The 25,115-nt window shown below is 37.2% G+C and carries 26 protein-coding genes; 3 read left to right on the forward strand and 23 right to left on the reverse strand.

The genetic code is table 11. From position 1 onward, the window contains the following. Positions 1–10: 10 nt before the first annotated feature. The 4 genes from D8Q48_RS02315 to D8Q48_RS02330 are packed head-to-tail and all read right to left on the reverse strand — an operon-like array spanning position 11 to position 4,877. Positions 11–775, reverse strand: a complete 765-nt coding sequence (locus D8Q48_RS02315; RefSeq protein WP_121055258.1) for an SDR family NAD(P)-dependent oxidoreductase — start codon at positions 773–775, stop codon at positions 11–13. Between the two features lie 10 nt (positions 776–785). Next, positions 786–2,729, reverse strand: a complete 1,944-nt coding sequence (locus tag D8Q48_RS02320; RefSeq protein ID WP_121055260.1) for a YgiQ family radical SAM protein — start codon at positions 2,727–2,729, stop codon at positions 786–788. Next, positions 2,714–3,430 carry a pseudouridine synthase gene (locus tag D8Q48_RS02325; RefSeq protein WP_117988940.1) on the reverse strand — a complete coding sequence of 239 codons (717 nt, stop codon included), beginning with the start codon at positions 3,428–3,430 and terminating at the stop codon, positions 2,714–2,716. Before D8Q48_RS02325 ends, D8Q48_RS02320 begins: the two co-directional genes overlap by 16 nt. Positions 3,431–3,482: 52 nt before the next feature. Beyond that, on the reverse strand, positions 3,483–4,877 hold the full coding sequence (locus D8Q48_RS02330; RefSeq protein ID WP_330514189.1) for an RsmF rRNA methyltransferase first C-terminal domain-containing protein: 1,395 nt from the start codon (positions 4,875–4,877) through the stop codon (positions 3,483–3,485). A gap of 159 nt (positions 4,878–5,036) precedes the next feature. Between D8Q48_RS02330 and D8Q48_RS02335 the strand changes: the two genes are divergently transcribed. Then, entirely contained in the window at positions 5,037–5,951 is a 915-nt protein-coding gene (locus tag D8Q48_RS02335) for a transporter (RefSeq protein WP_121055262.1), read from the forward strand. 40 nt (positions 5,952–5,991) lie between these two features. Here the strand turns inward: D8Q48_RS02335 and D8Q48_RS02340 are convergent, their stop codons facing one another. From D8Q48_RS02340 to D8Q48_RS02370, 7 genes are all read right to left on the reverse strand, one after another. Then, on the reverse strand, positions 5,992–6,564 hold the full coding sequence (locus tag D8Q48_RS02340) for a hypothetical protein (protein WP_022076436.1): 573 nt from the start codon (positions 6,562–6,564) through the stop codon (positions 5,992–5,994). A 2-nt stretch (positions 6,565–6,566) separates the two neighbouring features. Continuing rightward, positions 6,567–7,058: a pantetheine-phosphate adenylyltransferase gene (gene coaD / locus D8Q48_RS02345; RefSeq protein WP_117988938.1), complete on the reverse strand. Its 492-nt coding sequence runs from the start codon at positions 7,056–7,058 to the stop codon at positions 6,567–6,569. Beyond that, complete coding sequence (gene rsmD, locus D8Q48_RS02350) at positions 7,052–7,621, reverse strand: 16S rRNA (guanine(966)-N(2))-methyltransferase RsmD (RefSeq protein WP_117988937.1); 570 nt, start codon at positions 7,619–7,621, stop codon at positions 7,052–7,054. The genes coaD and rsmD overlap by 7 nt, the downstream gene beginning before the upstream one ends. Positions 7,622–7,712: 91 nt before the next feature. Beyond that, entirely contained in the window at positions 7,713–7,919 is a 207-nt protein-coding gene (locus D8Q48_RS02355) for an alpha/beta-type small acid-soluble spore protein (RefSeq protein WP_022076439.1), read from the reverse strand. A gap of 150 nt (positions 7,920–8,069) precedes the next feature. Beyond that, on the reverse strand, positions 8,070–10,130 hold the full coding sequence (gene recG, locus D8Q48_RS02360) for an ATP-dependent DNA helicase RecG (protein ID WP_121055264.1): 2,061 nt from the start codon (positions 10,128–10,130) through the stop codon (positions 8,070–8,072). 103 nt (positions 10,131–10,233) lie between these two features. After that, positions 10,234–11,886: a DAK2 domain-containing protein gene (locus D8Q48_RS02365; RefSeq protein WP_121055266.1), complete on the reverse strand. Its 1,653-nt coding sequence runs from the start codon at positions 11,884–11,886 to the stop codon at positions 10,234–10,236. A 14-nt stretch (positions 11,887–11,900) separates the two neighbouring features. Then, complete coding sequence (locus tag D8Q48_RS02370; RefSeq protein WP_117988934.1) at positions 11,901–12,260, reverse strand: Asp23/Gls24 family envelope stress response protein; 360 nt, start codon at positions 12,258–12,260, stop codon at positions 11,901–11,903. A gap of 236 nt (positions 12,261–12,496) precedes the next feature. Between D8Q48_RS02370 and rpmB the strand changes: the two genes are divergently transcribed. Next, positions 12,497–12,682 carry a 50S ribosomal protein L28 gene (rpmB, locus tag D8Q48_RS02375; RefSeq protein ID WP_117988933.1) on the forward strand — a complete coding sequence of 62 codons (186 nt, stop codon included), beginning with the start codon at positions 12,497–12,499 and terminating at the stop codon, positions 12,680–12,682. Between the two features lie 346 nt (positions 12,683–13,028). Here rpmB and D8Q48_RS02380 read toward each other — a convergent pair whose 3' ends face one another. The 11 genes from D8Q48_RS02380 to D8Q48_RS02430 all read right to left on the reverse strand — a co-directional run bounded on the left by D8Q48_RS02380 (position 13,029) and on the right by D8Q48_RS02430 (position 23,127). Then, positions 13,029–13,418: a GerW family sporulation protein gene (locus D8Q48_RS02380; protein WP_117988932.1), complete on the reverse strand. Its 390-nt coding sequence runs from the start codon at positions 13,416–13,418 to the stop codon at positions 13,029–13,031. Then, positions 13,411–14,364 carry a DUF2953 domain-containing protein gene (locus D8Q48_RS02385; RefSeq protein ID WP_117988931.1) on the reverse strand — a complete coding sequence of 318 codons (954 nt, stop codon included), beginning with the start codon at positions 14,362–14,364 and terminating at the stop codon, positions 13,411–13,413. The genes D8Q48_RS02380 and D8Q48_RS02385 overlap by 8 nt, the downstream gene beginning before the upstream one ends. Before the next feature lie 3 nt (positions 14,365–14,367). Next, positions 14,368–14,712, reverse strand: coding sequence for a hypothetical protein (locus tag D8Q48_RS02390; RefSeq protein ID WP_117988930.1), 345 nt, complete (start codon positions 14,710–14,712; stop codon positions 14,368–14,370). Positions 14,713–14,731: 19 nt separating this feature from the next. Beyond that, positions 14,732–16,189, reverse strand: coding sequence for a penicillin-binding transpeptidase domain-containing protein (locus D8Q48_RS02395; RefSeq protein ID WP_191855101.1), 1,458 nt, complete (start codon positions 16,187–16,189; stop codon positions 14,732–14,734). Beyond that, positions 16,119–17,537, reverse strand: coding sequence for an FtsW/RodA/SpoVE family cell cycle protein (locus D8Q48_RS02400; protein WP_121055268.1), 1,419 nt, complete (start codon positions 17,535–17,537; stop codon positions 16,119–16,121). Before D8Q48_RS02400 ends, D8Q48_RS02395 begins: the two co-directional genes overlap by 71 nt. Before the next feature lie 37 nt (positions 17,538–17,574). Further along, positions 17,575–19,992: a U32 family peptidase gene (locus D8Q48_RS02405; RefSeq protein ID WP_117988928.1), complete on the reverse strand. Its 2,418-nt coding sequence runs from the start codon at positions 19,990–19,992 to the stop codon at positions 17,575–17,577. A 75-nt stretch (positions 19,993–20,067) separates the two neighbouring features. Continuing rightward, positions 20,068–20,478, reverse strand: a complete 411-nt coding sequence (gene zapA, locus D8Q48_RS02410) for a cell division protein ZapA (RefSeq protein WP_022076451.1) — start codon at positions 20,476–20,478, stop codon at positions 20,068–20,070. A 69-nt stretch (positions 20,479–20,547) separates the two neighbouring features. Continuing rightward, on the reverse strand, positions 20,548–21,540 hold the full coding sequence (ruvB, locus tag D8Q48_RS02415; RefSeq protein WP_022076452.1) for a Holliday junction branch migration DNA helicase RuvB: 993 nt from the start codon (positions 21,538–21,540) through the stop codon (positions 20,548–20,550). 86 nt (positions 21,541–21,626) lie between these two features. Further along, positions 21,627–22,238 carry a Holliday junction branch migration protein RuvA gene (gene ruvA, locus D8Q48_RS02420; protein ID WP_117988927.1) on the reverse strand — a complete coding sequence of 204 codons (612 nt, stop codon included), beginning with the start codon at positions 22,236–22,238 and terminating at the stop codon, positions 21,627–21,629. A gap of 22 nt (positions 22,239–22,260) precedes the next feature. Continuing rightward, complete coding sequence (locus D8Q48_RS02425) at positions 22,261–22,755, reverse strand: Gx transporter family protein (RefSeq protein ID WP_117988926.1); 495 nt, start codon at positions 22,753–22,755, stop codon at positions 22,261–22,263. A gap of 15 nt (positions 22,756–22,770) precedes the next feature. Continuing rightward, entirely contained in the window at positions 22,771–23,127 is a 357-nt protein-coding gene (locus tag D8Q48_RS02430) for a NusG domain II-containing protein (protein ID WP_117988925.1), read from the reverse strand. Positions 23,128–23,266: 139 nt separating this feature from the next. On the opposite strand from D8Q48_RS02430, the gene D8Q48_RS02435 reads away from it, so the two are divergent. Next, complete coding sequence (locus D8Q48_RS02435) at positions 23,267–24,235, forward strand: FAD:protein FMN transferase (RefSeq protein ID WP_117989924.1); 969 nt, start codon at positions 23,267–23,269, stop codon at positions 24,233–24,235. Between the two features lie 70 nt (positions 24,236–24,305). Here D8Q48_RS02435 and D8Q48_RS02440 read toward each other — a convergent pair whose 3' ends face one another. Beyond that, positions 24,306–25,115 carry an RnfABCDGE type electron transport complex subunit B gene (locus D8Q48_RS02440; RefSeq protein WP_117989906.1) on the reverse strand — a complete coding sequence of 270 codons (810 nt, stop codon included), beginning with the start codon at positions 25,113–25,115 and terminating at the stop codon, positions 24,306–24,308.

Here is a 25,115-nt window from a genome sequence, read left to right on the forward strand (position 1 = left end):
TATTATCTCCTTACTTCTTTCTCGTCATTCCTTTTAATATCACAGAATGTGGAATTACTTTTGCCCCTGCCCTGGCGCATTTCATTGCTATTCCATAAACAGAAACTTCTTTTTTCTTTCTTGAATCCTGCAGTGCTTTTTTGACTACATTTGTGGCTTTTACAAGAGTTAGTTTTTTCAATACATTTTCCAGTTCGCCTGATACTTCAAAAAACTCTGTGTCTACAGGTCCGGGACATACTGCCGTTACGTAAATATTGCGTGATCTCAGTTCTCGGTTTAATCCTCTCGAAAAACTCAAAACATAGGATTTTGTAGCAGCATACACAACAAACGCTGGTTGTGGGCAAAATGCTGCCGCAGAAGCCATATTAATAATCCTGCTTCCTTCTTTCATATATTCCAGACACAAAAATGTCATTCTTGATAACGCAATACAATTCAGGTCGATCATCTTTAATTGCACTTTTTGATCTTCCTTTAAAATATCTTCTATTAGTCCACTTTTCCCGAATCCGGCCGCGTTTACCAGCATACGTATATCTGGTTTTTCTTCCTCTAACGCTGTCCTTAATTCATGATAAACCGGAGGATGAAGCAAATCCCCACAAAATATTCTCACTGGCACCAGCAATGTTTTTTCTAATTCTTCCAGCCGTTCTTTTCGTCTGGCAATTATCCAAATTTCATCTAGATTTTTATAGAAATGTGTAATTTGTTTTGCAAATTCTCTTCCCATTCCAGAAGAAGCTCCTGTAACGATTGCTATTTTCATATTCAACCTCCTATCGTCTCTTCTCTGTTTTGTTTCGCTTTCCAGATCGTACTCTGTTGTTTTTGGAATCCACTCTATTTTTTGAATTTGTACGAGTCCCTGCTTTTTGCTTTTTTGTGTTTGTGCCTTTACGTTTTGGCTCTGCATCCTGCTTTTCTTTTGCAAATTGTCTAGGTCGTATCAGACACTGTTCTTCAAATCCTATCAGATCTGTTCTTCCTGACTTAACCAACGCCTCTTTTACAAGATTGTAATTTGCTGGATTGCGATATTGTATTAGTGCTCTTTGCATTGCTTTTTCATGTGGATTCTTCGGTACATAAACTGCTTCCATTGTCCTTGGATCCAATCCTGTATAATACATACATGTCGATATTGTTGATGGAGTTGGATAAAAATCCTGCACCTGTTCCGGCATATAACCTAAATCTCTGCAATACTCCGCAAGTTCCACCGCCTCTTTCAATGTCGAACCCGGGTGAGAAGACATCAAATATGGTACGAGATATTGTTTTTTCCCCAGCTGTTCATTCATCTTGTAAAATTTCTTTGTAAATGTCTCATATACTGAATTTTTCGGTTTTCCCATCTTCTGCAACACCGCATCTGAAACATGCTCCGGAGCAACTTTTAGTTGTCCACTAACATGATATTCGCAGAGTTCTTTTAGAAATGCCGGATCTTTATCTGCAAGTAAATAATCAAATCGAATACCAGAACGAATAAATACCTTTTTCACTTTTGGCAGACTTCTCAATGTACGCAATATATCAATATATTCTTTATGATCTGCAACTAAATTCTTGCATGGTTCCGGAAACAAGCATTGCTTATTTGTACATGCCCCATATTTTAATTGCTTTTTACATGCAGGTTGTCTAAAATTCGCTGTTGGCCCACCAACATCGTGAATATATCCTTTAAACTCCGGTTCCTGAATACATAATTTTGCCTCCTGGACCAGCGATTCTTTACTACGTGTCTGTATAATACGTCCCTGATGGAATGTCAATGCACAGAAGCTGCATCCTCCAAAGCACCCTCTGTTACTGATCAGACTAAATTGTATTTCCTTTGCTGCAGGAATCCCGCCATCTTTTTTATATGACGGATGAAAGGTTCTCATATAAGGCAGTGCATACACATCATCCATTTCAATCTGTGTAAGTGGTTTTGCCGGTGGATTCTGCACTACATATAAATGTTCGTTATATGGTTCAACCAATCTTTTTCCAGAAAAAGGATCCGTATTGCAATATTGCTTGTAGAAACTTTTGGCATAAGTTTCTTTACTTTCCTTTATTTCCTCAAAACCAGGTAAAATCTCAGCATCATATATAGAATCAAGGTCTTTCACTTTTACAACCGTTCCGTCTAAATACGTAAGATCCTGTATTTCGATCCCTGCATTCAATGCATCTGCAATCTCTACAATAGAGCGCTCGCCCATTCCATAAGAAATCATATCTGCTCCTGAATCCAAAAGAACAGAACGCTTTACTTTATCTGACCAATAATCATAATGTGCCAGTCGGCGCAAACTTGCCTCGATTCCACCCAGAATGATTGGTGTATTCTTATAAGTCTGACGAATCAGATTGCCATATACAACAGCCGCATAGTCTGGTCGCTTTCCCATCACACCTCCTGGTGTATACGCATCAGACGGTCTTCTTTTTTTCGAAACAGAATAATGGTTTACCATAGAATCCATATTTCCCGCCGACACAAGGAAACCAAGTCTTGGTTCTCCAAAAATTGTTACACTATTTTTGTCTTTCCAGTCTGGTTGTGATATAATTCCCACTTTATATCCCCTGGATTCCAATATTCTGCTTATAATTGCATGACCAAAAGAAGGATGGTCCACATAGGCATCTCCAATTATATATACGAAGTCTACCTGCTTCCATCCTCTCTTCTTCATATCTTCTTTACTTATTGGTAAAAACATAAATCTGCAATCTCCTGTTCTGTCAATTCACGATATTCTCCTGGCTTCAATGATTCGTCTAAAATCAATGTTCCCATCTGAAGACGTTTCAAATATACTACTTCTTTTCCTACTGCTTGAAACATTCTCTTTACTTGATGAAACTTACCTTCACATATCGTAAGCTCAATTTCTGACTGTGTTCCTGATTTTAAAACCCGAAGCTTTGCAGGACGAGTCAATTTTTCTTCCCCTATGTCAACCCCTTGTTGAAATGCCTCTACATCTTCAATTGTTACCTCACCATCAATTTTTGCATAATACACTTTATCCACATGCTTTGATGGTGACAAAAGTCTATGTGCAAGTTCACCATCATTTGAAATAAGCAACAATCCTTCTGTATCTCGATCAAGTCTTCCGACAGGGAAAAGATCTTTTCTCTTCTTTTCTATAATTAAATCAATTACTGTTTTTTCACGTTTATCTTCCGTTGCTGAAATCACACCGGCCGGTTTATTCAACATATAATATTCATGCTGTGCATATCCCACCAAAACTCCGTCAAACAGAACATGGTCTGAATCTGTATCCAACTTTGTTTCCGGTTTTTTGACAATCACATTATTTACCCGGACAAGTCCTTTACTGATTGCTTTCTTTACTTCACTTCGTGTACCTTTCCCCATATCAGCAAGATACTTATCCAATCTAATTTTCATCTTTCTTCTCCTACTTTAAATGCTTAACACCGGCCTTTAAAAGTGTTCCTTATTATGACATCCAACGCCAACCCGGAAGATATTTATTCTTCAACGTCTGGTTTGCAAGTTTTCCAAAGCCTAACGGATAACCATCCACACATACAAGATACCATCCTTTTTCTTTCCTTGAAGTAATATCTTCTACATCCAGTGTTTCCCCTTTTAAATATTTTATTACTCTGTCGTCCGACACCGGCAAATCTAATATGCGTGGATATTCCTCCTTTTTTAAACACATTGCAAGTGCCTGACTTGGCTCAAAACGGTTCTTTTTCACTTCTCCTAATAAAAGTCCTGAACGAAGAAAACGCACTCCTTTTAACATCGGAAGATTCTCTGGCATATAGTAAACACGCTCCTCGCGAATATCCAATCGAGATTTGTCAACATCCCACGCCAGCTCTTTTAAAAACTGTTCCAATTCTTCCGGAAGTTTTTTCGCCCCACTTTTAGATTTTGCTGGTTTTTCATTTTTTCTTTCTGTATTGTCATCACCTTTCTTTACTAAAGCAAGATAATGACCTTCTCCTTGCATCTTATGTGGGAAAATACGAACTGTTTTACGGTATTCTTCACTATGATCTTCAACGTATTTCGGAATTCCTTCACAGAATCCCTCATATCCCTCCATTTCACAAATTTTAAACTCAGGACATGTCTCAAGCAGGTATTCTACTGTTTTCTCGTTTTCCAATGGATCAAAAGTACAAGTTGAATATAATATCATTCCACCCGGCTTCAACATCGCTGCTGCCTGTGTAATTATACCTCTTTGCAATTTAGAGAAGAATTCCGGCCCATGTTCTTCCCACGCCTTTACCATCTTTTTATCTTTTCGGAACATTCCCTCTCCGGAACATGGTGCGTCAATCAGTATTTTGTCAAAATACTCCGGAAAATATTCCACAAGTTTTCCCGGTTCCTCACTGATCACCATCATATTTCCAATACCAAACAGTTCCAGATTTTTAAGCAACCCCCTTGCTCTTGAATTGCTGATATCATTGGCAATCAGTACACCCTCTCCTTTTAATTTTGCTCCTAATTCTGTAGCTTTCCCACCGGGAGCAGCACATACATCCAGAACACGTTCTCCCGGTTCAACCGGAATACGGCTTGCAGGCGTCATTGCACTTGGCTCCTGAAGATAATACAATCCGGCAAAATAATATGGATGTTTCGATGGCTGTATTTTATCCCCATCATAATAAAATCCATTCGCTATCCATGGAACCGGTGTTAATGGCCATGGCGCAATCTTCAAAAAATCTTCTACTGATATTTTATTTGTATTCACACGCAGTCCATAATAGCGCGGTTCATCATAACACTGCAAATATTTGTCATATTCATCCTGCAGTAATTCTTTCATTTTATTCTCAAATTTTTCCGGTAATTTTATCATTCTATTGCATTCCTCGTGTCTTTATTTTCACTGTTTTTTACAGTATATACAATAATCATATCATATTTCATTGTGTCACAGGAATCATAAAAAATCAAGTTGTTTCATATATCTTTACCAACCCACTTTCTCTTAGGTCATCAAAATGGAGTAGTCTTTATGCAAAAAACTTTTCTTGGTATTTCCACTGTTATCATATTTATATTTATGCTTATTTTCCCAAAGCCAGTTTTACTTGGTGCCTCAAACGGACTCCTGCTCTGGTTTCACATTATTATTCCTACTTTGTTTCCTTTTCTCTTATTGAGCACGTTTCTTTTATCCACAAAAAATATCTGCTACATCACAAACATGTTTGGCAGTTTTATTTCTTATATATTCGGTGTATCCAAACCTTCCAGTTATTGTATTCTGGTTGGATTTTTGTGTGGTTATCCTCTCGGTGCGAAAACAGTTGCGGACTTTGTACGTGATGGGCTCATCTCACAAGAAGAGGGCCGCTATTTGTTGTCTTTCTGTAACAACACAAGCCCTTCTTTTATTATGAATTATCTTGTACTTAAAACATTAAACCAAGAGAAACTTTTGTTCCCTACGCTCTTTATTTTATTTTTCTCATCATACCTCATCAGTATTTTCGAACGTAAACGCTATCATTTTACACCTTTAAATAAGCATTTTCCATTCCACAAACCAGTCTGGTCTATAGAGGCCTTTGACCTTGCAGTTCTTGATAGCTTTGAATCACTTCTAAAAATAGGCGGATATATCATATTTTTTTCTGTCTTGCTAACACTTTGTCTGCAAATTCCATTCCGTTCCCCTGTTTTCCAGATAATCTTTTCTTCTCTTGAAATTACAAACGGACTCAAACTCCTTGCGAATCTTCCGTTCTCATTCCAAACACGATATATTCTGTGTGTAGGACTCACAGCCTTTGGCGGTTTCTGCTCTGTTGCCCAAACTAATTGTATGCTTCATGATACCGGTCTGTCCATATATTCCTACACAAAACAAAAACTGGCAGCCGCAGTGACCGCCAGTATTCTATGTATGCTTTATTGTAAAATTTAATTCATACTGATCTCTCTATTTTAAATCACTATGAGCACTTCTATGCATCTACATCTTCCGGAACAAGTCCATCATCCTGTACAAGTTCTGCACGATTTGAACGCACTACATCATAACACTCCTGCAATGAATTAATCAGTCCATCATATTTTGTAGAATAGCTATCTAAAGTATGTCCAATAATGTTCTCAGCATTAGAAAGGAGATCATCAGTATATTGAATTGCTCCCATACGAATTGCATTTGCATCAGATGTTGCATTATCAACAATCTCCTGTGCCTGTGCAGTAGCCTGTGTTACAATCTCGTTTGCCTGTGCATATGCCTGCTGCATAATCTCATGTTCACTTACAAGTTCTGTTGTCTGTACCTGTGCTTCTTCGATCATAGCATCAGCTTTTGCCTGTGCATCTGCCAGAATAGCATCTCGATTAGCGATAATCTTCTGATAGCGTTTGATCTCATCTGGTGTTTTCATACGAAGCTCTCTTAACAATTCATCTAAATGCTCTTTGTTAACAATAATTTTAGTAGTAGACAATGGCTGATATTTACAATCTCTGTCTATGTACTCTTCAATCTCTTCAATAATCTGTTCAATACGACTGCTCATGATTATACTCTCCTTTTTTCTTTCATCTTCTGTTCAAGCTTTCCAACTACCGCTTCCGGCACAAACTGTGTAATATCTCCACCATAAGAAGCAATTTCTTTTACAGTTGTAGAACTTAAATATGAATATTCTATACTAGTCGTCAAAAATATGGTCTCAACGTCCGGATTCAGTTTGTGATTCGTCTGGGACATCTGTAACTCATATTCAAAATCTGTGATTGCACGCAAGCCACGAATTACAACCCCTGCCTCCATCTTGGCAGCAAAATCAATTAACAACCCATCAAAAGGATAAATCCGAACATTTGGTATATCTTTTGTCACTTCCTCTAACATTCTAACACGTTCTTCGACAGAAAACAACGGCATTTTAGCATTATTATTCAGCACTCCGACAATCAATTCGTCAACCATTTTGCTAGATCTTCTAATCACGTCCAGATGTCCATTTGTAACCGGATCAAAGCTTCCCGGATATATTGCTCTTAACATATTTCTTGTTTCCCCTCTTTTTCTATAAAGACATGTTTGTTTGTTTTATATTCTTTTGTTTTAATCATCCGAAATCCCATCTGTTCCAGATAAGAAAAATCTGTATCCAATGAAGCTTCTACAATAATTACAGTATCTTCATAAACCAGATTTGATTCAGATAAATAAGACAGTACCTTCTTCTCCAGTTCCTGATCATATGGCGGATCCATAAAAATATAATCGAAAGTTTTTTCACCTTCCAACTGATATAAAGCTGTCATGACATCCTTTGTCATAGTCATTGCTTTCTTATCTAATTTTGTATATTTCAAATTTTCTTTAATGCATTCCATCGCACGAGGATTCTTTTCCACAAATACCGCTTCTTTCGCACCTCTGCTAAGCGCCTCTATCCCGATTCCTCCACTTCCACTGAACAAATCTAAAAATATGCTGTCATAAATATATGGGGATATCATATTAAACAATGTTTCTTTAATTCGATCCGTCGTCGGTCTCGTCTCCATCCCATCCAGTGTTTTTAATTGTAATCGTTTTGCACTTCCTGCTATTACTCTCATAAGACTCCTCCTGTCTAACATGGTGAATTTTAGCAGAAAAAAGCACCTAGGTCAATTCCTAAGTGCCTTTTCTTCATATTTTCTATGGTTGTTATTTACCTGCCATCTGTTTTTCCTGCTGCTCGATCATCTTTTTAACCATATATCCGCCAACAGAACCATTCTGTTTTGATGTCAGATCTCCGTTGTATCCATCTGACAACGGAACTCCAAGTTCACTTGCTACCTCATATTTAAATTTGTCTAATGCACCTTTCGCTTCTGGCACAGCTGCTCTGTTTGATGAACGATTTGCCATGTTTGTTTCCTCCTTTTGCGTCTTTTTGTAACTCTCTTTTCGTTACGTTTTTTGTTGTAACTGTGTTGTTACACTCATAGTATATGAAGGATTCAAACTTTTACACTGGGAATTTTTACCTGTTTTAATTTCTACACTCAAATCTTTTTATTACAGTGTTGTCTCAAGCATTCCTCCCTGAATGATTTTTTGAACTTCTTGTTTTAAAGATTGATATTTTTCTTTTTCAAGTTGTGGATCTTCTTCCAGAATCAGATTTGCAACTTCACTTGCCTGTTGAAGCACCTGCGAGTCCTGAAAGACATCCCCAAGCTTAAAATCAAGAATACCGCTCTGCCTGATTCCGAATAAATCTCCGGGACCTCTAAGCCTCAAGTCTTCACTCGCTATAAAAAATCCATCATTTGATTTATTTAAAATATCCAAGCGTTCTTTTGTCTCTTTGGATTTTGACGCACTCATAAAAATACAGTATGATTGATACTTTCCTCTTCCAACTCGACCACGCAACTGGTGTAACTGTGCCAGTCCAAATCGCTCTGCATTCTCAATCAGCATGACTGTCGAATTCGGCACATCGATTCCGACTTCAATTACAGTTGTTGAGACCAATACTTGAATTTCATTTTTTGAAAATGCTTCCATAATTTCATCTTTCAAAGACTGCTTCATTTTACCATGAAGACATTGTACCTTAATGTTTACACCCAATATCTCCTGCAAATTTTCCGTGTAATCTGTAACATTTTCTACTTCAAGTGTCTCACTTTCTTCAACCATAGGACAAATCACATAACATTGTCTTCCCTGTGCTATCTGATTTTTTATAAACCGATACGCTGTATTGCGATAGCCCGTATCAACGACACAATTTTTTATCGGAAGTCTATTTTTCGGGAGCTCGTTTATTACAGAAATATCTAAATCCCCATACAATATAATTGCCAAAGTTCTTGGAATCGGTGTCGCACTCATCACAAGAATATGTGGACTTACACCTTTATTTGCTAAAGTTTCACGTTGTTTTACCCCAAAACGATGCTGTTCATCTGTCACGACCAGGGCCAGATTTTTGTAAATCACCTTTTCCTGGATTAATGCATGTGTGCCTATAACCAACTGAATGCCACCTGATTCAACTTCTTCATAAACCATTCTTTTTTGTCTGGCTGTCATAGACCCTGTCAAAAGCCCCACTTTCAATGGAATCTCATATTCCTGCAGCATATGATTGATGTTTTCAAAATGTTGTCTTGCCAAAACCTCTGTTGGTGCCATCATCGCAGCCTGATATCCATTTAGTCCTGTATACATCATTGCGAGCAATGCAACAATAGTTTTTCCAGAACCTACATCCCCTTGCACAAGTCTCGACATCACATGGACTCCTGCTATATCATTTTTTATTTCTCTCCAGACTGTTTTTTGTGCATTCGTAAGTTCAAATGGCAGACTGCTTAAAAATTTCTCGATTTGCGGTTGCTCGCGAAAACAATACGGATTTAAAGCACGTTCCTCGCTTTCTTTCAGCATACGAAGTGAAAGAATAAACAGCATAAATTCCTCAAAGACAAGTCGTTTTCTCGCATGATAAAATTCTTCTTTATCTTTCGGAAAATGAATCCCATAAATTGCCCGGCGGTAATCAGAAAACTGATATTCCCTCACCATATCTTTTGGCAAGATTCCCTCTCCCACATCACACTCTTCCAACACCTGCCTGACTGCTTTCATCACTGCGTGATTAGTAAGCCCGGTAACTAATGGATAAATCGGCTGAAGCGTATCTTGTTTCAGCTCATATTTGGATGCAGGGCAAAACACTTCCGGATGTTCCATTACAAGCCCTTCTTTTTTTCGGATAACACGCCCTCGAAGCGTAATTACCCCTGCTTTTGACAATGTATTTCGCAAAAATGGCATACGAAACCATATAACCTTTAGTGTTCCTGTAATATCTTTTAAATATACTGTTGTAATCTGCATCTTGGGACTTCCGCCCACCTGGATTCTCCCATAAATGCTCCCGGTAACAGTCATTGTTTTTCCTTCTTCCAGTTCACTGATCGGCACGGGCTCTTCATACACATCATAACCTCTTGGAAAATATCTGATCAAATCTCCAATTGTATAGATTCCTGCTTTTTGAAATATCTTTTCTGTCTTCTCTCCAATTCCTTTCAGGGTACTGATCCTTGCTGTCTCATTCATCTTTTATATCACCTTATATTTTAAAACAGATCAGTCTTCATATAGAAAACCGATCTGCCATTAAATCTCTTTTTATCTCTGTTTTATAGAGCTGTCTTACTTTTTACTCTACTGACAGCACATAATAATAAATTGGCTGTCCTCCACAATGAAGATCCACATCTGCTTCTGGATATAATTCTTCAATTTCAGATGCAAGTTTCTCTGCATCTTCTTCCTGAATATCTTGTCCGTAATAAATACTGATCAATTCGCTGTCTTCATCTGCCATTAACGACAACATTTCTTTTGTTGTTGCTTCTACAGACTGCCCTACTGAAAGGATTCCTGCATCCCCGATACCCATGATATCTCCTTCGTGAATTTCCTTATCATCGATGTGTGTATCACGGACTGCATAAGTCACCTGCCCCGTCTTAACATTCTGAATTTCTTCTTTCATCATCTCTTCATTAGCCTTTGCATCCTCTTCAGGCACATAGTTAATGATTGCTGTAATTCCTTGAGGAACTGTCTTTGTTGGAACTACGATAATATCTTTATCCTCTGTAAGTGCCTGCGCCTGATTTGCTGCAAGAATGATATTCTTATTATTCGGAAGAATGAAGATATGATCTGCATTGACCTGATCAATTGCAGTCAACATATCTTCTGTACTTGGGTTCATTGTCTGACCGCCTTCAATAATATAATCAACTCCCAGCTCACGGAAAATCTCATTCATTCCTTCACCGATAGATACAGCAATAAATCCCACATCTTTACGTGGCTCTTTTTTTGCCTGCTCTGCTGCAAGTTTTTCTGCATCACGGATTAATTTTTCCTGATGTTCTTCTCTCATATTATCAATCTTCATACGCGAAAGCTGTCCATAAGTAAGGGCTCGCTGAATTGCCAGTCCCGGATCATTTGTATGCACATGGATTTTAACAATATCTTCATCTGCCACACATACAATTGAATCACCTATAGATTCCAGAAAAGCCTTAAATTCATGCTCATCTTTCTCTGTAAATGGTTTTTCTGTCATAATTATAAATTCTGTACAATATCCAAATTTGATATCTGCCTGTGCCTGTGCATCCGGCTTAACCATCGTTGTTCCTGCACTGGATTCAATTGCACTATAATCAATCTCTTTACCCTGGAAAGCATCATATGCACCATTCAACACTTCAAGAAGACCTTGTCCGCCAGAATCCACAACTCCTGCTTCTTTTAATACTGGAAGCATCTCAGGTGTTTTAGAAAGAACTTCTTTTGCATATGCAATAACTTCCGGAATGAATACTTCCAAATCGTCCGTTGTCTCGGCCATCTCACGGGCTTTCTCTGACGCCCCTTTTGCCACTGTCAGAATTGTCCCTTCTTTTGGCTTCATAACCGCTTTATAAGCAGTTGCTGTTGCACGTTCACACGCTGATGCCAATGCCTGCACATCTACTTCTTTATGTTCTTTAATTTCTTTTGTAAATCCGCGAAGAAGCTGAGAAAGAATAACTCCAGAGTTTCCTCTTGCTCCTCTTAATGAACCGGACGAAATTGCTTTCGCAAGTGCTGTCATATCTGCAGACTCCAAACTTTGTACTTCTTTTGCAGCTGACATAATTGTAAGTGTCATATTTGTACCTGTATCTCCGTCTGGAACCGGGAATACATTCAATTCATTAATATATTCTTTTTTAGCTTCCAGATTTGCTGCTCCTGCAAGAAACATCTTTGTAAGCAGCTCTGCATTTATCGAATTCGTTGCCACGATCAATATCCTCCTTAATCAATCACTCTGACACCTTCAACGAAGATGTTAATTTTATCGACTGTCATACCGGTGAACTCTTCTACTTTATATTTTACATTATTCATCAAATTATCTGACACAGACAGAATATTTACACCATAAGCAACAATCACATGAAAATTCAAAGTTAAACTGTTCTCATCTGATATTTCAATCTGAATCCCATGAGTCAGACTCTCTCTTTTTAATAATTTTACAAGACCGTCTTTCATATTCACCGCTGCCATACCTACAACTCCAAAGCACTCTACTGCAACGGAACCTGCATACTTCGCAATTACTTCCGGGTTGATTGTAATAATCCCCAGATCTGTACTCATACTACCTTTCATTTCTATATACCTCCAATTTCAAATGGATTTCAAACCTATACTTTTTAATACAGATATGATTATATTAGCATGAAAACTATATTCTGTGAACCATCTTTCTTTAAAAAATATAGAGAAAATTAAAAATAAATATTACTAATTCAAAAAAACGCTTGCATTCATTGAAGCTTTCTGCTAGAATATCAGTGTTGTGAGTCTAATTATAGACTATTTCAAATTGTTAGGAGGTGTTTGTGATGGCTAAATGTGCTATTTGTGAAAAGGGTGCTCACTTCGGAAACAACGTAAGTCACTCTCATAGAAAATCACCAAAAATGTGGAAATCAAATGTAAAGTCTGTTAGAGTTCAGACTGAAGGCGGAGCTAAAAAAATGTACGTATGTACATCATGCCTGAAATCAGGACGCGTAGAACGTGCTTAATTTAAGTATCGTTTTCAGACAGAGCGGGTTGTAAATGACCGCTTTACAGACACGGATTAAAAAAGACTCAGTATTCTCTTTGAATATTGAGTCTTTTCTTTTTAATATCACGCATATGACCAAACGGTTCAATGCCCCTTTTTAGTTTCTTATTTGCAGAATAATATGTATCCTACTATCACAAATCCAAGAAACAGCATTATACGAAAAAACAAAGTCTCTGGTATCAGCCATGAGATTATCATCCCTATTGCTGCACAAAAAAATGCAAACCCTATCACTCGTTTCATTCTATTCCATCTATCATATCCACTTCTTATTTATGCTTATGCAGTTCTTTCCGTCTTTATTCTGCATCATCCAACATTTCTGCAACATCTTCTTCCGTTACAGTGTCTTCTTTTCTTGTTGTAAATTTATCTAAAATCCCAGGCACCATATCAAGCAATTTTGTTACCGTATCTTGATTCTTAATATTTACCAATCGTGTTGTTCCATCTTTAATCACCAGCACAGCACTTGGTGTTATTTTTCCACCAATTCCTCCACCGGTTCTTTCTTTCTTATCATTATCAAATGCACCGGCACCAAGTCCAAAAGAAACATCTAAGAGTGGAAGTATTGTCACTCCATCTGTATGAATTGCCTCTCCTACCACTGTCTTTGAAGATACTACTCCATCCATCCCTTTAAACAAAGCACCTACTGTATCTTTAAAATTATTTGTATCAGCCATTTTGTACTCCTCCTTCATCAAAACTGAATTTCCTAATATCTCCAATTGTTATTCTGACATTTTTTGTCCAAATAAGATTCCATGCCATCTTTACGATACTTGAGATTCTGATTTTTCCTTTTATAAATAATCTCCCATCCAAAGCTGTCTTTTCAAAATCCGGACTGATATTTAAATGTTCTCCAATCAACGGGTATATCATTCCAAGCACTGCTAAAACTTTTCCTGTCAAATCAGGCTCTTCAAACCCAAAATGGATATCTCCCTCTACCTTTTTAGGACAATATTTTTTCAGCAATTTCTTTAATTCACAAATAAGCTTTTTTAATGCTGCCACGTGTGTTTCTTCTGTTATAAATGCCACTAAGGTATTCTTTTTTTGAATAAGTAATTTTATCTTACCACAAACCTTTTGAACTGTACACCTAAGTGTCCGCAATTTAGAGACTGCTCTTTCATAAAGACTTGATTTTTTTTCTTTTTTTGACTTGATTTCAGCTTTTTTTTCTGAAGTAGTCTCTTCTTGCACATGCTCTTTCTTTGTTTCTGGAACTACGGCCTTCGGCTTGTGGATTGGTTGTTCTACCTCTTTTTCTTCCATAGCAGTCAATATTTTATCATTGTCTGATTGTGGTATATCGATCTTCTTTACATCTTCTTTTTTCACATCTACCATTTCGGTAATGTTACTTTTTTGTATCCAGGCAATACGTATTTTCCAGGTAAACTGCTCTTTTTTATAATTTATCTCCCCTGAAATCAGATGAAACAAATAAGTAAATGAACCATGCACATCAAGATTTTTTATTTCTTTATTGCACTTGCCTCTCACTTGATAACAAAATGGTGATAATAGTACTGCGGTAAGTATTAAAGCAAGTAATACTATAATTCCCAATATCAAGTACCCTATTAACTTTAATATAAACAAGATTACATGGAGCATTTTTCACCCTCTGCTTTCTTCAAACCTTCTTTGTTGTTCTAATATATACGACCTAATCTCTACACCACCGGTTTTCTCAACTGTATCCTGTGTGATACATTCAACAAGATTCATTGCCGATGTATAATCTTCGGCTATTCCGACAATAAATATTGTCTCATCATCATAAATTCCTTGTTGTAACAGCAGAGAAGAATATATATCAAGATGATTCTGTTCTCCCTGTGCCAATGTAATCAAGTAAAAAGGTGTTTGAAATTTCCTTTCCATTAATTTTTTCAGCACTTGATTCTTCTTTTTTTCAAATCGTTCACTAACATATAAGTCACAAAAACATCTAATCTGCATTCTTTTCCCTGCTCTTTCATTATCTGTTATAATATGAATCCAAAATCTGCTTTGCTATCGGCACTGCTTTTGCACCACTGTTTCCATCATATCCTTCGATAATAACACTGATCACCAACTCTGGATTATCTACATTGGTAAAACCAACAAACCAAGAATGGGTTTTTTCACCATCATCCATACTGTACTCTGCTGTTCCGGTTTTTCCGGCAACCGTATAGGAACCATAATTTAAATCCATTCCCGTTCCTTCTTCTACTACCGCACGCATATATTCTTTAAGCTGAGCCGCTTCATCTGAAGTCATAAGCTTTTTATAACTCTTTGGTACATTTTTACTAATTTCATTACCAGTATGGTTCGTCACTTTATCGACCAGATATGGGCGCATCAGTGTTCCTCCATTCGCCACTGCTGATGTGATAAGTGCCATGTGATAAGGACTGACCAGGGTGTTTCCCTGCCCCATAGCTGTCATCATTATCTCAGCTTCTCCTGTATTCTCATCCACCATAAAAGAACTCTTGGAATAATCCAATACCGACGGAAGTTTTTTATTAAACAATAATTCCTCCGCTGTTTGTCTATAAGATGTTTTATTTAATGACAACCCTATATTTGCAAAAGAGGAATTACATGAATTTGCAAAAGAGCTTCTTAAATCTTCCAGCCCATGAACAGTACTTGCAAAACAATGAATTGTAGTATCTCCCCAAGTAATAGCTCCCTGACAATCATATGTATAATTTGCATAATCTGGATTTTCTCGCATAAACTCTAATGCTGTTACAATTTTAAATGTTGATCCCGGAGCATATGCTCCCTGCGTCACACGATTTAAAAGCGGACTATTATCACTATCCGAATTCAAATAATCCCACTCTGTTTCAATCTGATTCGGATCAAAAGTCGGTTTTGACACCATTGCCAGTATCTTTCCTGTAGCCGGATCCAAAACAACTACCGCACCTTTATTATCTGCAAGTGCATCATATGCCGCTTGTTGAAGTTGGGCATCCAACGTTGTTACAACCGTATCTCCGATATTTTTTGTATCCTGAAACTCATTTCTTATCTTCTCTAAGAAAAATGCGTTCGATGTTAAAAGTTCAAAATTTTCTACTGATTCCAGTCCGGTTTTTCCAAGACTGGAGTCATACCCTATAACATGTGCAAACACATCTCCATATGGATACACTCTTGATTCATTTCCCGCTTCATCTGTTTGCGTTTCTGCAAGCACAACTCCATCCTTATCTGTAATATTACCTCTGACTACCTGTTGTGCAAAATTGTTCTGTCGTTCATTGTGTGGGTTGTTCACAATTTTCTGTGCACGCACAAGATTAAAATAAACAAGATATCCCATCAACGCAAGGAACAACAATACAAAAATATACGTAACTCTAGCGAATTCTTTGTTTCGGGACTTCTTCGAATTTTGTTTTGTTCTTTTTGGACGTTCTTCCCGTTTCATTTCTTACTACTCTCTCTTTTCTTGCTCTTTTTAATTCTCTTTTTTCAACTTCATCTTCTCTGACTATGTACAAACCTTGTATGATTCCAAACATAATCATTGTACTTAACATTGAGCTCCCGCCATAACTTACCAATGGCAGAGTGACACCTGTAGAAGGAATAAATTTTGTTACTCCTCCAATCATCAGAAACACCTGGAAAATGTAGCAGGTTCCCAATCCCAGTGCAACCAATTTATAAAATTGATTTCTAATTTCCATTGCAATATTCAAAAACATAACATAACAGCTTACACAAATCAAAATCAGACATAACGCATAAATCAGTCCCATCTCCTCGGCAATTGCTGCGAATATAAAGTCAGATTCTGCTACCGGTATCAAATCCGGACTTCCCTGCATCAATCCCATTCCAAACCAGCTGCCAGTACCAATCGCAAATAATGACTGTGCTACCTGATACCCGCCCTCGTTATATGAAGCGAACGGATCCTTCCACACAGATACTCGTACTTTAATATGTGCGAACAAACGATAGCCCAGCACAGCCGCAACACTTCCTGCACCTACTCCTGCTATTGCATACAGTGGTTGTCTTGTTGCCACATACAGCATAACCAGATATACGACAAAGAAAATCAGTGCCGCTCCCAAATCTGTTGATAAAACTAAAATAAGTACATGTGCTGCCGCAATTGCTGTTGTAATTAAAACATTTTTAAAATCTGTTGATTTCTGCAAACTCGCTGCAACAAAAAACACAAACAATATTTTTACAAATTCTGATGGCTGCACTCCAAATCCTGCAATCGTAAATCCTAATTTTGCACCCCCGGAAGTTGCAGCAAACACTGCAACAAGACACAAAAGTGCAAATCCTACACCCGCATATATATATGTCCAATCTATCAATGTCTCCATCTTACGAATAATAACCGGAACAACAAGTCCAATCACTGCACCTACAATTGCATAAATAAACTGTTTTACCGCATCCGCAAACTCCAGTCTTGTAATCATAATCAATCCAATACTGATCAACATACACATATTATTTACAATCAAACTGGACACCTTCGGATAAATAATCCGATACAATACAATTACTGCAATAAAATATACAACCTGACATCCGTAAAAAACAATTAGCTTTTGTTCTCCTGTTTTTAAATACATGACCATATAAGCCATAAAATGTATTAAAAACATTAATATATTCTGACGAATCAGAATGTGTCTTTCGCTCTCTTCGTATTCTTGTACAAAGATAGAAAAGCACGAAAATGTATATGCAGTCATCAAAAATATAATAATATATTTTGAAAGTTCTATTATAATATTATCCACTTTTCCACCTGCCTAATAACAATCTTCTCTAAAACCATCAAGAAATCCCTCTTCTGAAGTGTCCTCTCGTAATAGATTCCTTTTGTATAAACATATCTTCCTTTTGATCACCAAACATACTGTGACATTGCTCCAGAATTTGCTTTACTTCATCTTTGTTTTCTATTGAAAACTGAATGCGATACCTTTCTGCATTTAATTCTTCCAAATCTTCTTTCAGATCTATCAGATAGAGTGGAGCTGTATTATAAATTACATTATAACAATCTCTACACTGATTTTTAACCGGAAATTCATTCTGATATCGATCCTTTAACATCGTGATCTTACAATCTTTTTTACACCCGTGAACCGTAGATGTCACGCACTGGGCTGTCACCATTGCCGGAATATACCCGTATACAATCATCTCATCTTGTTTTGAATCTAAGTTAACAATTTCGCTTTTATTTAATTCAACCGGTATTGTACCATAAATAACACCCTGCTTTTTCCAGAATTGCTTTGCAAATCTATTCATAATATATAAATTATAATCCAAACGAATGTTGCCCGAATAATTTTTTGATTTTAAAAACTGATATTCTTCCATGCTTCGAATCAACATTCCATCAAAGCATCTTGTCAAAATACTGTCATATGCCTGCTCAAAAATATCAATCGTCTGATTTCGAAAAATACGTGGCATTGCTAAAAATACTTCTATATTCTTTTTATGAATCCTATCCGATATTCCTTTCCATAGTTCCGCATCTAATCCTGTTTTATCAAGATTACTGTCAACATAGATACATGCAACTGAATTATCATTTTCTAAAACTGCTTCTAATTGTTCTTGTGTCTCAACCAAAACAGACAGCTTATTCTCTTTCTTGCTGAGTTTCACCGATGCTGTATCCAATATTTCTTCTTGTAAAACTTTCTTCTCGGCTGTTTTTCTATGAAAAGAATCCTGTATCTTTTTTTCTAATTCTTCTAACGCTTTTCGTCTCATTTCATTAAGTTGCTGCATCGGTAGAAAGACTTCTCCATGTAATTCGACATCTAACACGTCAAACTCAAATTCCGTATTTCCTGTTTTCTGTAGCTGTTTTTTAATTCTCTCTTCATCGAGCGGACGGCTGCTTGCTGCTTCAACTTGTTGTCCCGATTCTACTTCTACGCTATATTCGTCTTTACAAACTACTAATTTTGCTGCTTTTCCTGCTTCCAGTGAAATGTATCCATAAAGTTTTTCAATCACCTTTCCTTCTGAATACGATGTCTCTAAAGTATTCAGTAATTCCGGACTCTGAACACGATATAAAACTTCACCCACAGACAATCTTATTCCTTTTGGCGCAAGAATTGTAATCACTTCTCCCTGCTTACAAGATTTTCCTGTAGTATAACGCTGTGCCTCATTTTTAAATTCAATCAAATCTCCTGCAGCTATATCTGTCAGAGCTCTCATCTGAACTTCTCTTCCTTTTTGAGAAAGCACAGTCCCAACCTTAACACCGATATGATTTGGCTTTTGAATCGTAATCATATTACGGCCATTTTTCTGTTTATAATATCCGGTATGAAATCCGCCTCGGTTAAACAAATCCATTAACATCTCTTTGTCTTTATCATCCACCCAATATGGTTTTTGAGGATTTTTCAAATATAAATCTACATATTTACGATATATTGATGTTACACCGGCAACATACTCCGGACGTTTCATTCGACCTTCAATTTTAAAAGAATCAATTCCCGACTCGATCAAATCCGGAATGATATCCAAAGTACAAATATCTTTCAAACTAAGCAGATATCCTTTTTCTCCATCTACTGTATAAGGAAGTCTGCAAGGTTGAGCACATTGCCCCCTATTTCCGCTCCGCCCTCCGATCAGACTGCTAAGCAAACACTGTCCGGAATAGCAATAGCACAATGCTCCATGCACAAAACATTCCATCTCCATGCCTGTTACAGATTTTATATTACGAACTTCTTCCAATGAAATTTCTCTTGCCGGAACAACACGCACTGCCCCGTTTTCTTTTAAAAATTGTGCCCCATTTACTCCTGTAACAGTCATTTGTGTACTTGCATGTATGTCCATATCCGGGAAATATTGCCGCACTACATTTAAAACTCCCATATCCTGAACAATTACTGCATCCAGCCCTCTTTGATAAAGCGGTTCCAGATATTCCGGAAGCTGTTCAATTTCATAGTCCTTCAACAATGTATTTACTGTAAGGTAAAATTTCCTCTGATGTAAATGTGCATAATCAATCGCATTTAAAAGCTGATCTTCCGTAAAATTCTCCGCAAATGCCCTTGCACCAAACTTAGGTCCGCCGGCATAGACTGCATCCGCTCCGGCCACAATCGCAGCATGAAAGCTTTCGTAGGAACCCGCCGGTGCAAGAATTTCTATTTTTCTGTCTTGATTTTTATTTAAATCATACTTTAAATTCATATAGACTCCCTTTTCTATATCAATATATGGTTGATATATTAAATAGGCTGTCTGAACCAGACAGCCTACTATATTTTACTTTCTGTGATTCTTCATCTCAGTTTCCAATTTTACAATCTGCATCTGCAGATCATTATTCTCTTCTTTCATCTTCGCCAGTTCTTTTTCTGCATTCTCCAGCTTAATCTGAACAGAAATCAACTCATGTTTTAAATCATACATCTCTTTATCTTTCAGTTCAATATCACTCTCCAGTGAATCGCCCTGTTTTTTTGCTTTAAAATAATCATCTGCAATATTCAGAGCAAGGAGCACATTTCTTGTATCTGCACTCTGTTTTCGATATCCTTCACTGTTAGTGCATTCTGTAATTTTATGGTTCAGATAAGAAGATACTTTTTGTAAATACTCTTCTCCCTCAAATCCACTTAACGTATATACTTTTCCACCTATTAAAACTTCTGTAAAATGTTTTGCTGAACTCATAGCTTCCTCCTTGCGTTTCTTCATTGCTATTATAAACTATATAAACACAAAAACCAACCATTTTTTAAATTATATCTCAATTCCAAGATGTTTATATGCCAACTCCGTCACAACTCTTCCTCTCGGAGTTCTCTGTATAAATCCATTTTTCAAGAGATATGGTTCATATACATCTTCCAGCGTTCCCGCATCTTCTGCTATAGATGCAGCCAGAGTTTCAAGTCCTACCGGTCCGCCTTGGAATTTTTCAATCATTGTAAGTAAGATCATTCTGTCTATATGATCCAGTCCATACGTATCAACATCCAACAAATTCAGTGCATAATTTGCCACTTCCTCTGTGATCACTCCATCATATTTTACTTGTGCAAAATCTCGTACTCGTTTTAATAAACGATTAGCAAGACGTGGAGTTCCTCTTGAACGCTTTGCCAACTCCACAGCTCCGCTTTCTTCTATTTCAACTTCCAGCACCTTTGCTGAACGCAATATGATCGTCGTTAATTCTTCTTCTGTATATAATTCCAGATGATGAATGACTCCAAAACGATCTCTCAAGGGTGCTGTTAGCATTCCTGCTCTTGTCGTTGCACCTACCAATGTAAATTTAGGAAGATCTAATCGGATAGATCTTGCTGACGCTCCTTTTCCGATCATGATATCAATTGCATAATCTTCCATTGCCGGATAAAGAACTTCTTCAACCTGCCGATTTAATCTATGAATCTCATCAACAAATAAAATATCATTTTCTTGCAGATTATTCAGAATTGCTGCCATCTCTCCAGGTTTTTCGATAGCAGGACCAGATGTAATCTTTATATTGACACCCATTTCATTTGCAATAATACCAGCAAGTGTTGTCTTTCCAAGTCCCGGAGGACCATAAAATAACACATGATCTAGGGCATCTCCACGTTCTTTTGCTGCTTTAATATAGATCTCCAGTGTTTTCTTTGCTTTTTCCTGACCAATATAGTCTTTCAAATACTGTGGTCTCAAATTATTTTCTATTTTTATATCTTCTTCCAGATTTTCCGTTGTAATAATTCGTTTTCCCATATTATCCCTCTGTCATTACCTTTGCCGGTATTTAGATTTTGACCAGTGCCTATATGTGCTTTGGTAACATAATAACATCAGTCGTTCTAAAACAAATTTTTGAGTGCCGCCTTCAACACATCCTCAACTGTCTCGCATTTTGCTGATACTTTCTTGACTGCCCGAAGACTTTCCGTACTTCCATACCCAAGCGCAACCAATGCCTGAACCGCTTCTGATTGGATCTCACTTGTACCGCCTGATGTATTTGACTCCTGAAAATCATCCCCATTTGCCTTGTTTTCTAATACTTCTTCTAAATTCAATTTGTCTTTCAATTCAATGATCAACTTTTCAGCTGTCTTCTTCCCAATTCCAGGTGCTGCTGATATCGCTTTTGCATCCCCGGACAGCACTGCAAATCGAAGATCATCCGCTGATAAACTTGATAAAATATTTAATCCGCCTTTCGGTCCTATGCCACTTACTCCAATAACTAATTTAAAAATTTCTAAATCGTCTCTCGTGCAAAATCCATATAACTGCATTGCATCTTCACGCACATTCAAATAGGTATGAATTTTTACTTCTTCGCCAATTGACGGTAAACGTCCCATTGTCTGTTCCGGCATATAAATTCCCCATCCCACACCATTCACATCTACCACTATTTTATCTTTCTCAACTGCTGCCAATTCTCCTCTTATATAAGAAATCATATAAATAGAACTCCTTTTCCCTCTATTCAAAACAAATGTTCCTGATACGCTTTAAAACTTCTTGTGATACAACTCCTATTCCCAATCCGGTTAAAACACCTGCCACAAGTAACACAGGGAAATAATATCCCACTTGATATGTCTCAACCACCAGCATAGCAACAATGAGCTGACCTACATTATGACTCACACCGCCAGCTACACTGACTCCAATTACACTAAAGCCGCCTTGCTTCTTTAACAGCGTCATAATTTCCAGACTTAATACACCTCCGGCAATGCTATATAAAATACTTGATAAATTACCAAATAAAAAACCTGAGAGCATAATTCTAACAATTGAAAGTAATAAAGCCTCCTTAGCACTGCTTTTATAAAGCATAATTACGATCATTATATTAGCAAACCCCAATTTAATACCGGGAACTCCAAATTGAATAGGTATCATAGTTTCAATGTAACTAAACATCAAAGCAAGTGCCGTAAAAACACCAAAATAAGCCACTCTGTTCTTCATATTGCCAGCCTCCTTCTAGTTCGTTACAGCATCTAATTCTTTCTCTTCTCCACCAACAATCGACACCACTACTTTATTAGGCAGACAAATAATGCTTTCTCCTTCTTTCGAAATAGCTTTCTGCCTTACACATATCTGATCTGGACAATCTGCACTTTCCATCTGTGCCCTCCCGTCTTTTATCACTAGCACATTCGAATCTTGTATAACAATCTTTTGTTCCTTGGAAAGATCATAAGTACCATATATATTGCCGGCCACATATACTTCTGCTTTTCCCTGTACTGTCCTGCCGCTTGTTATATGTAGGACAAAAAAAATCCCTGCAATCGCAAGAATCACAGTAATCAATATCCAATCTTTTTTCTTCATATTCTACCTCTTGCATACCATCATAGCACAGCATTTTCAGAAATGCAACCACATGTTCGATTGTATAACTTTCTGTTTTCCGTTATAATAAAGTGTATTTTTTATATTATACAATAACGAAATAGAATTTGAGGTGCATATGAAAAAATATATCGCATTGTTACTTACTTTTTTTACTTTTTGTTCGATTTTTGGTTGTACTTCTCAAAAAAAAGATGAACTCATTCAAGTATCTGGTGTTTATTTTGATACCGTCATTCAAATCCAGGCATGGGATGCCACCCCCGATGTGTTAGAAAACTGCAAAGAAATGTGTCAGGAATATGAAAATAAATTCAGCACAGAAATTCCAACAAGTGAAATTGCTCAGATTAATTCCGCACATGGAAATCCTGTCAATGTATCTGATGATACCATCGATATTCTAAAAACTGCTTTATATTACTGTAAACTTTCAAATGGGAAATTTGATATTACGATTGCTCCTGCCAGTAAACTTTGGGACTTTAATGGTGAACATAGTGGAACAATACCAAACAGCGAAGATATTTCCAATGCATTAACTCATGTGGGGTATCAAAATATTGTCCTCAATGGCAACTCTGTAACATTATTAGATTCAGAAGCACAAATTGACTTAGGGGGAATTGCCAAAGGATATATTGCTGATCGTTTAAAGGAATATTTACTCAGCATGAACGTCCATCACGCCTTGATTAATCTAGGAGGAAATATTTTGGCAGTAGGCAATCGTTGCGATGGACAGCCTTTTCATATCGGAATCCAAAAACCTTTTGACAAACAAAATGAACCCATTACACAACTTGAAATTACAGATGGGTCCGTTGTATCTTCCGGTAATTATGAACGCTATTTCAAAGAAGGCGACACCATTTATCATCATATACTGGATACTTCTACCGGTTATCCATGTCAAAATGATCTTTATCAAGTAACTATTATTTCTGACAACTCTGTAGACGGCGATGCCCTTAGTACGACCTGCTATGCTCTTGGCTACGAAGATGCCTCTAAATTAATCAAACAGTTAGATAACGTAAAAGCTATTTTTATCACATCTGATTACGAACTTCTTACAGTGGAATAATAGAAATAAAAAAGTCTTTACCTTATACGGCAAAGACTTTTTTATTTCTATTATTTTAATTACAAAACTATTAAGATACCGGAATTTTTCTCGGAACAATGATTTTTCGTGGACATTTATCTGCACAAACCCCGCAATTAGTGCATTTAGACGCATCAATATGTGCCAGAAAGTTTGTAACTGTTATAGCTCCTGCTTCACAGTTTTTCTCACACAGCTTACATCCAATACACCCTACTGCACAGACATCCATCAAAGCTTTTCCTTTATCATTAGAATTGCACTGTACAAATGTCTGCTGTTTGTATGGAATAAGTTCAATCAATTTTTTTGGACATGCAACAATACATTTTCCACATGCCTTACATTTTTCTTTATCTACCACTGCAATTCCATTTACAATATGGATTGCATCAAATGGACATGCCTTCACACAGTTTCCAAACCCAAGACATCCGTAATCACAGCCTTTCGGTCCGGCATCCTGCATCATATTAACCATAACACAGTCTCTCACTCCATGATACTCATACTCATCTTGTGCTTTCTCGCAAGTTCCCGCGCATTTTACAAATGCTGTCATTTTTTCCTGTCCGTCTGCTGAAACCCCCATGATTTCACCTATCTTAGCTGCAACCAAAGAACCACCAACAGGACATCCGCTTACTTCTGCCTCTCCTGCTACAATTGCTGCTGCAAGACCTGAACATCCTGCATACCCGCAACCACCGCAGTTATTTCCCGGAAGTACACCGAGAATTGCTTCTTCACGTTCATCTACTTCAACGGCAAATTTTTTCCCAGACACTCCAAGGAAAACACCGATGAACAATCCTGTTCCGCCGACAATAACGGCCGCCAGTATAATACCTGTAATCAT

The organism is Ruminococcus sp. B05 (assembly GCF_003628495.1).
GTDB lineage: Bacteria > Bacillota > Clostridia > Lachnospirales > Lachnospiraceae > Schaedlerella > Schaedlerella hominis.

Excerpts from the sequence above, each read along its gene's own strand:
- coaD (WP_117988938.1), bottom strand. The coding sequence starts at position 7,058 with ATGTTAAGAGCAATATATCCGGGAAGCTTTGATCCGGTTACAAATGGA.
- rpmB (WP_117988933.1), top strand. The coding sequence starts at position 12,497 with ATGGCTAAATGTGCTATTTGTGAAAAGGGTGCTCACTTCGGAAACAAC.
- D8Q48_RS02320 (WP_121055260.1), bottom strand. The coding sequence starts at position 2,729 with ATGTTTTTACCAATAAGTAAAGAAGATATGAAGAAGAGAGGATGGAAG.
- ruvB (WP_022076452.1), bottom strand. The coding sequence starts at position 21,540 with ATGGGAAAACGAATTATTACAACGGAAAATCTGGAAGAAGATATAAAA.
- D8Q48_RS02380 (WP_117988932.1), bottom strand. The coding sequence starts at position 13,418 with ATGGCTGATACAAATAATTTTAAAGATACAGTAGGTGCTTTGTTTAAA.
- D8Q48_RS02325 (WP_117988940.1), bottom strand. The coding sequence starts at position 3,430 with ATGAAAATTAGATTGGATAAGTATCTTGCTGATATGGGGAAAGGTACA.
- D8Q48_RS02425 (WP_117988926.1), bottom strand. The coding sequence starts at position 22,755 with ATGAAGAACAGAGTGGCTTATTTTGGTGTTTTTACGGCACTTGCTTTG.
- D8Q48_RS02330 (WP_330514189.1), bottom strand. The coding sequence starts at position 4,877 with ATGATAAAATTACCGGAAAAATTTGAGAATAAAATGAAAGAATTACTG.
- D8Q48_RS02440 (WP_117989906.1), bottom strand. The coding sequence starts at position 25,115 with ATGATTACAGGTATTATACTGGCGGCCGTTATTGTCGGCGGAACAGGA.
- recG (WP_121055264.1), bottom strand. The coding sequence starts at position 10,130 with ATGAATGAGACAGCAAGGATCAGTACCCTGAAAGGAATTGGAGAGAAG.
- D8Q48_RS02335 (WP_121055262.1), top strand. The coding sequence starts at position 5,037 with ATGCAAAAAACTTTTCTTGGTATTTCCACTGTTATCATATTTATATTT.
- D8Q48_RS02405 (WP_117988928.1), bottom strand. The coding sequence starts at position 19,992 with ATGAATTTAAAGTATGATTTAAATAAAAATCAAGACAGAAAAATAGAA.
- D8Q48_RS02435 (WP_117989924.1), top strand. The coding sequence starts at position 23,267 with ATGAAAAAATATATCGCATTGTTACTTACTTTTTTTACTTTTTGTTCG.
- D8Q48_RS02390 (WP_117988930.1), bottom strand. The coding sequence starts at position 14,712 with ATGCAGATTAGATGTTTTTGTGACTTATATGTTAGTGAACGATTTGAA.
- D8Q48_RS02430 (WP_117988925.1), bottom strand. The coding sequence starts at position 23,127 with ATGAAGAAAAAAGATTGGATATTGATTACTGTGATTCTTGCGATTGCA.
- rsmD (WP_117988937.1), bottom strand. The coding sequence starts at position 7,621 with ATGAGAGTAATAGCAGGAAGTGCAAAACGATTACAATTAAAAACACTG.
- D8Q48_RS02395 (WP_191855101.1), bottom strand. The coding sequence starts at position 16,189 with ATGAAACGGGAAGAACGTCCAAAAAGAACAAAACAAAATTCGAAGAAG.
- ruvA (WP_117988927.1), bottom strand. The coding sequence starts at position 22,238 with ATGATTTCTTATATAAGAGGAGAATTGGCAGCAGTTGAGAAAGATAAA.
- D8Q48_RS02385 (WP_117988931.1), bottom strand. The coding sequence starts at position 14,364 with ATGCTCCATGTAATCTTGTTTATATTAAAGTTAATAGGGTACTTGATA.
- D8Q48_RS02370 (WP_117988934.1), bottom strand. The coding sequence starts at position 12,260 with ATGAAAGGTAGTATGAGTACAGATCTGGGGATTATTACAATCAACCCG.
- D8Q48_RS02355 (WP_022076439.1), bottom strand. The coding sequence starts at position 7,919 with ATGGCAAATCGTTCATCAAACAGAGCAGCTGTGCCAGAAGCGAAAGGT.
- D8Q48_RS02315 (WP_121055258.1), bottom strand. The coding sequence starts at position 775 with ATGAAAATAGCAATCGTTACAGGAGCTTCTTCTGGAATGGGAAGAGAA.
- D8Q48_RS02340 (WP_022076436.1), bottom strand. The coding sequence starts at position 6,564 with ATGAGCAGTCGTATTGAACAGATTATTGAAGAGATTGAAGAGTACATA.
- zapA (WP_022076451.1), bottom strand. The coding sequence starts at position 20,478 with ATGAGTTCAGCAAAACATTTTACAGAAGTTTTAATAGGTGGAAAAGTA.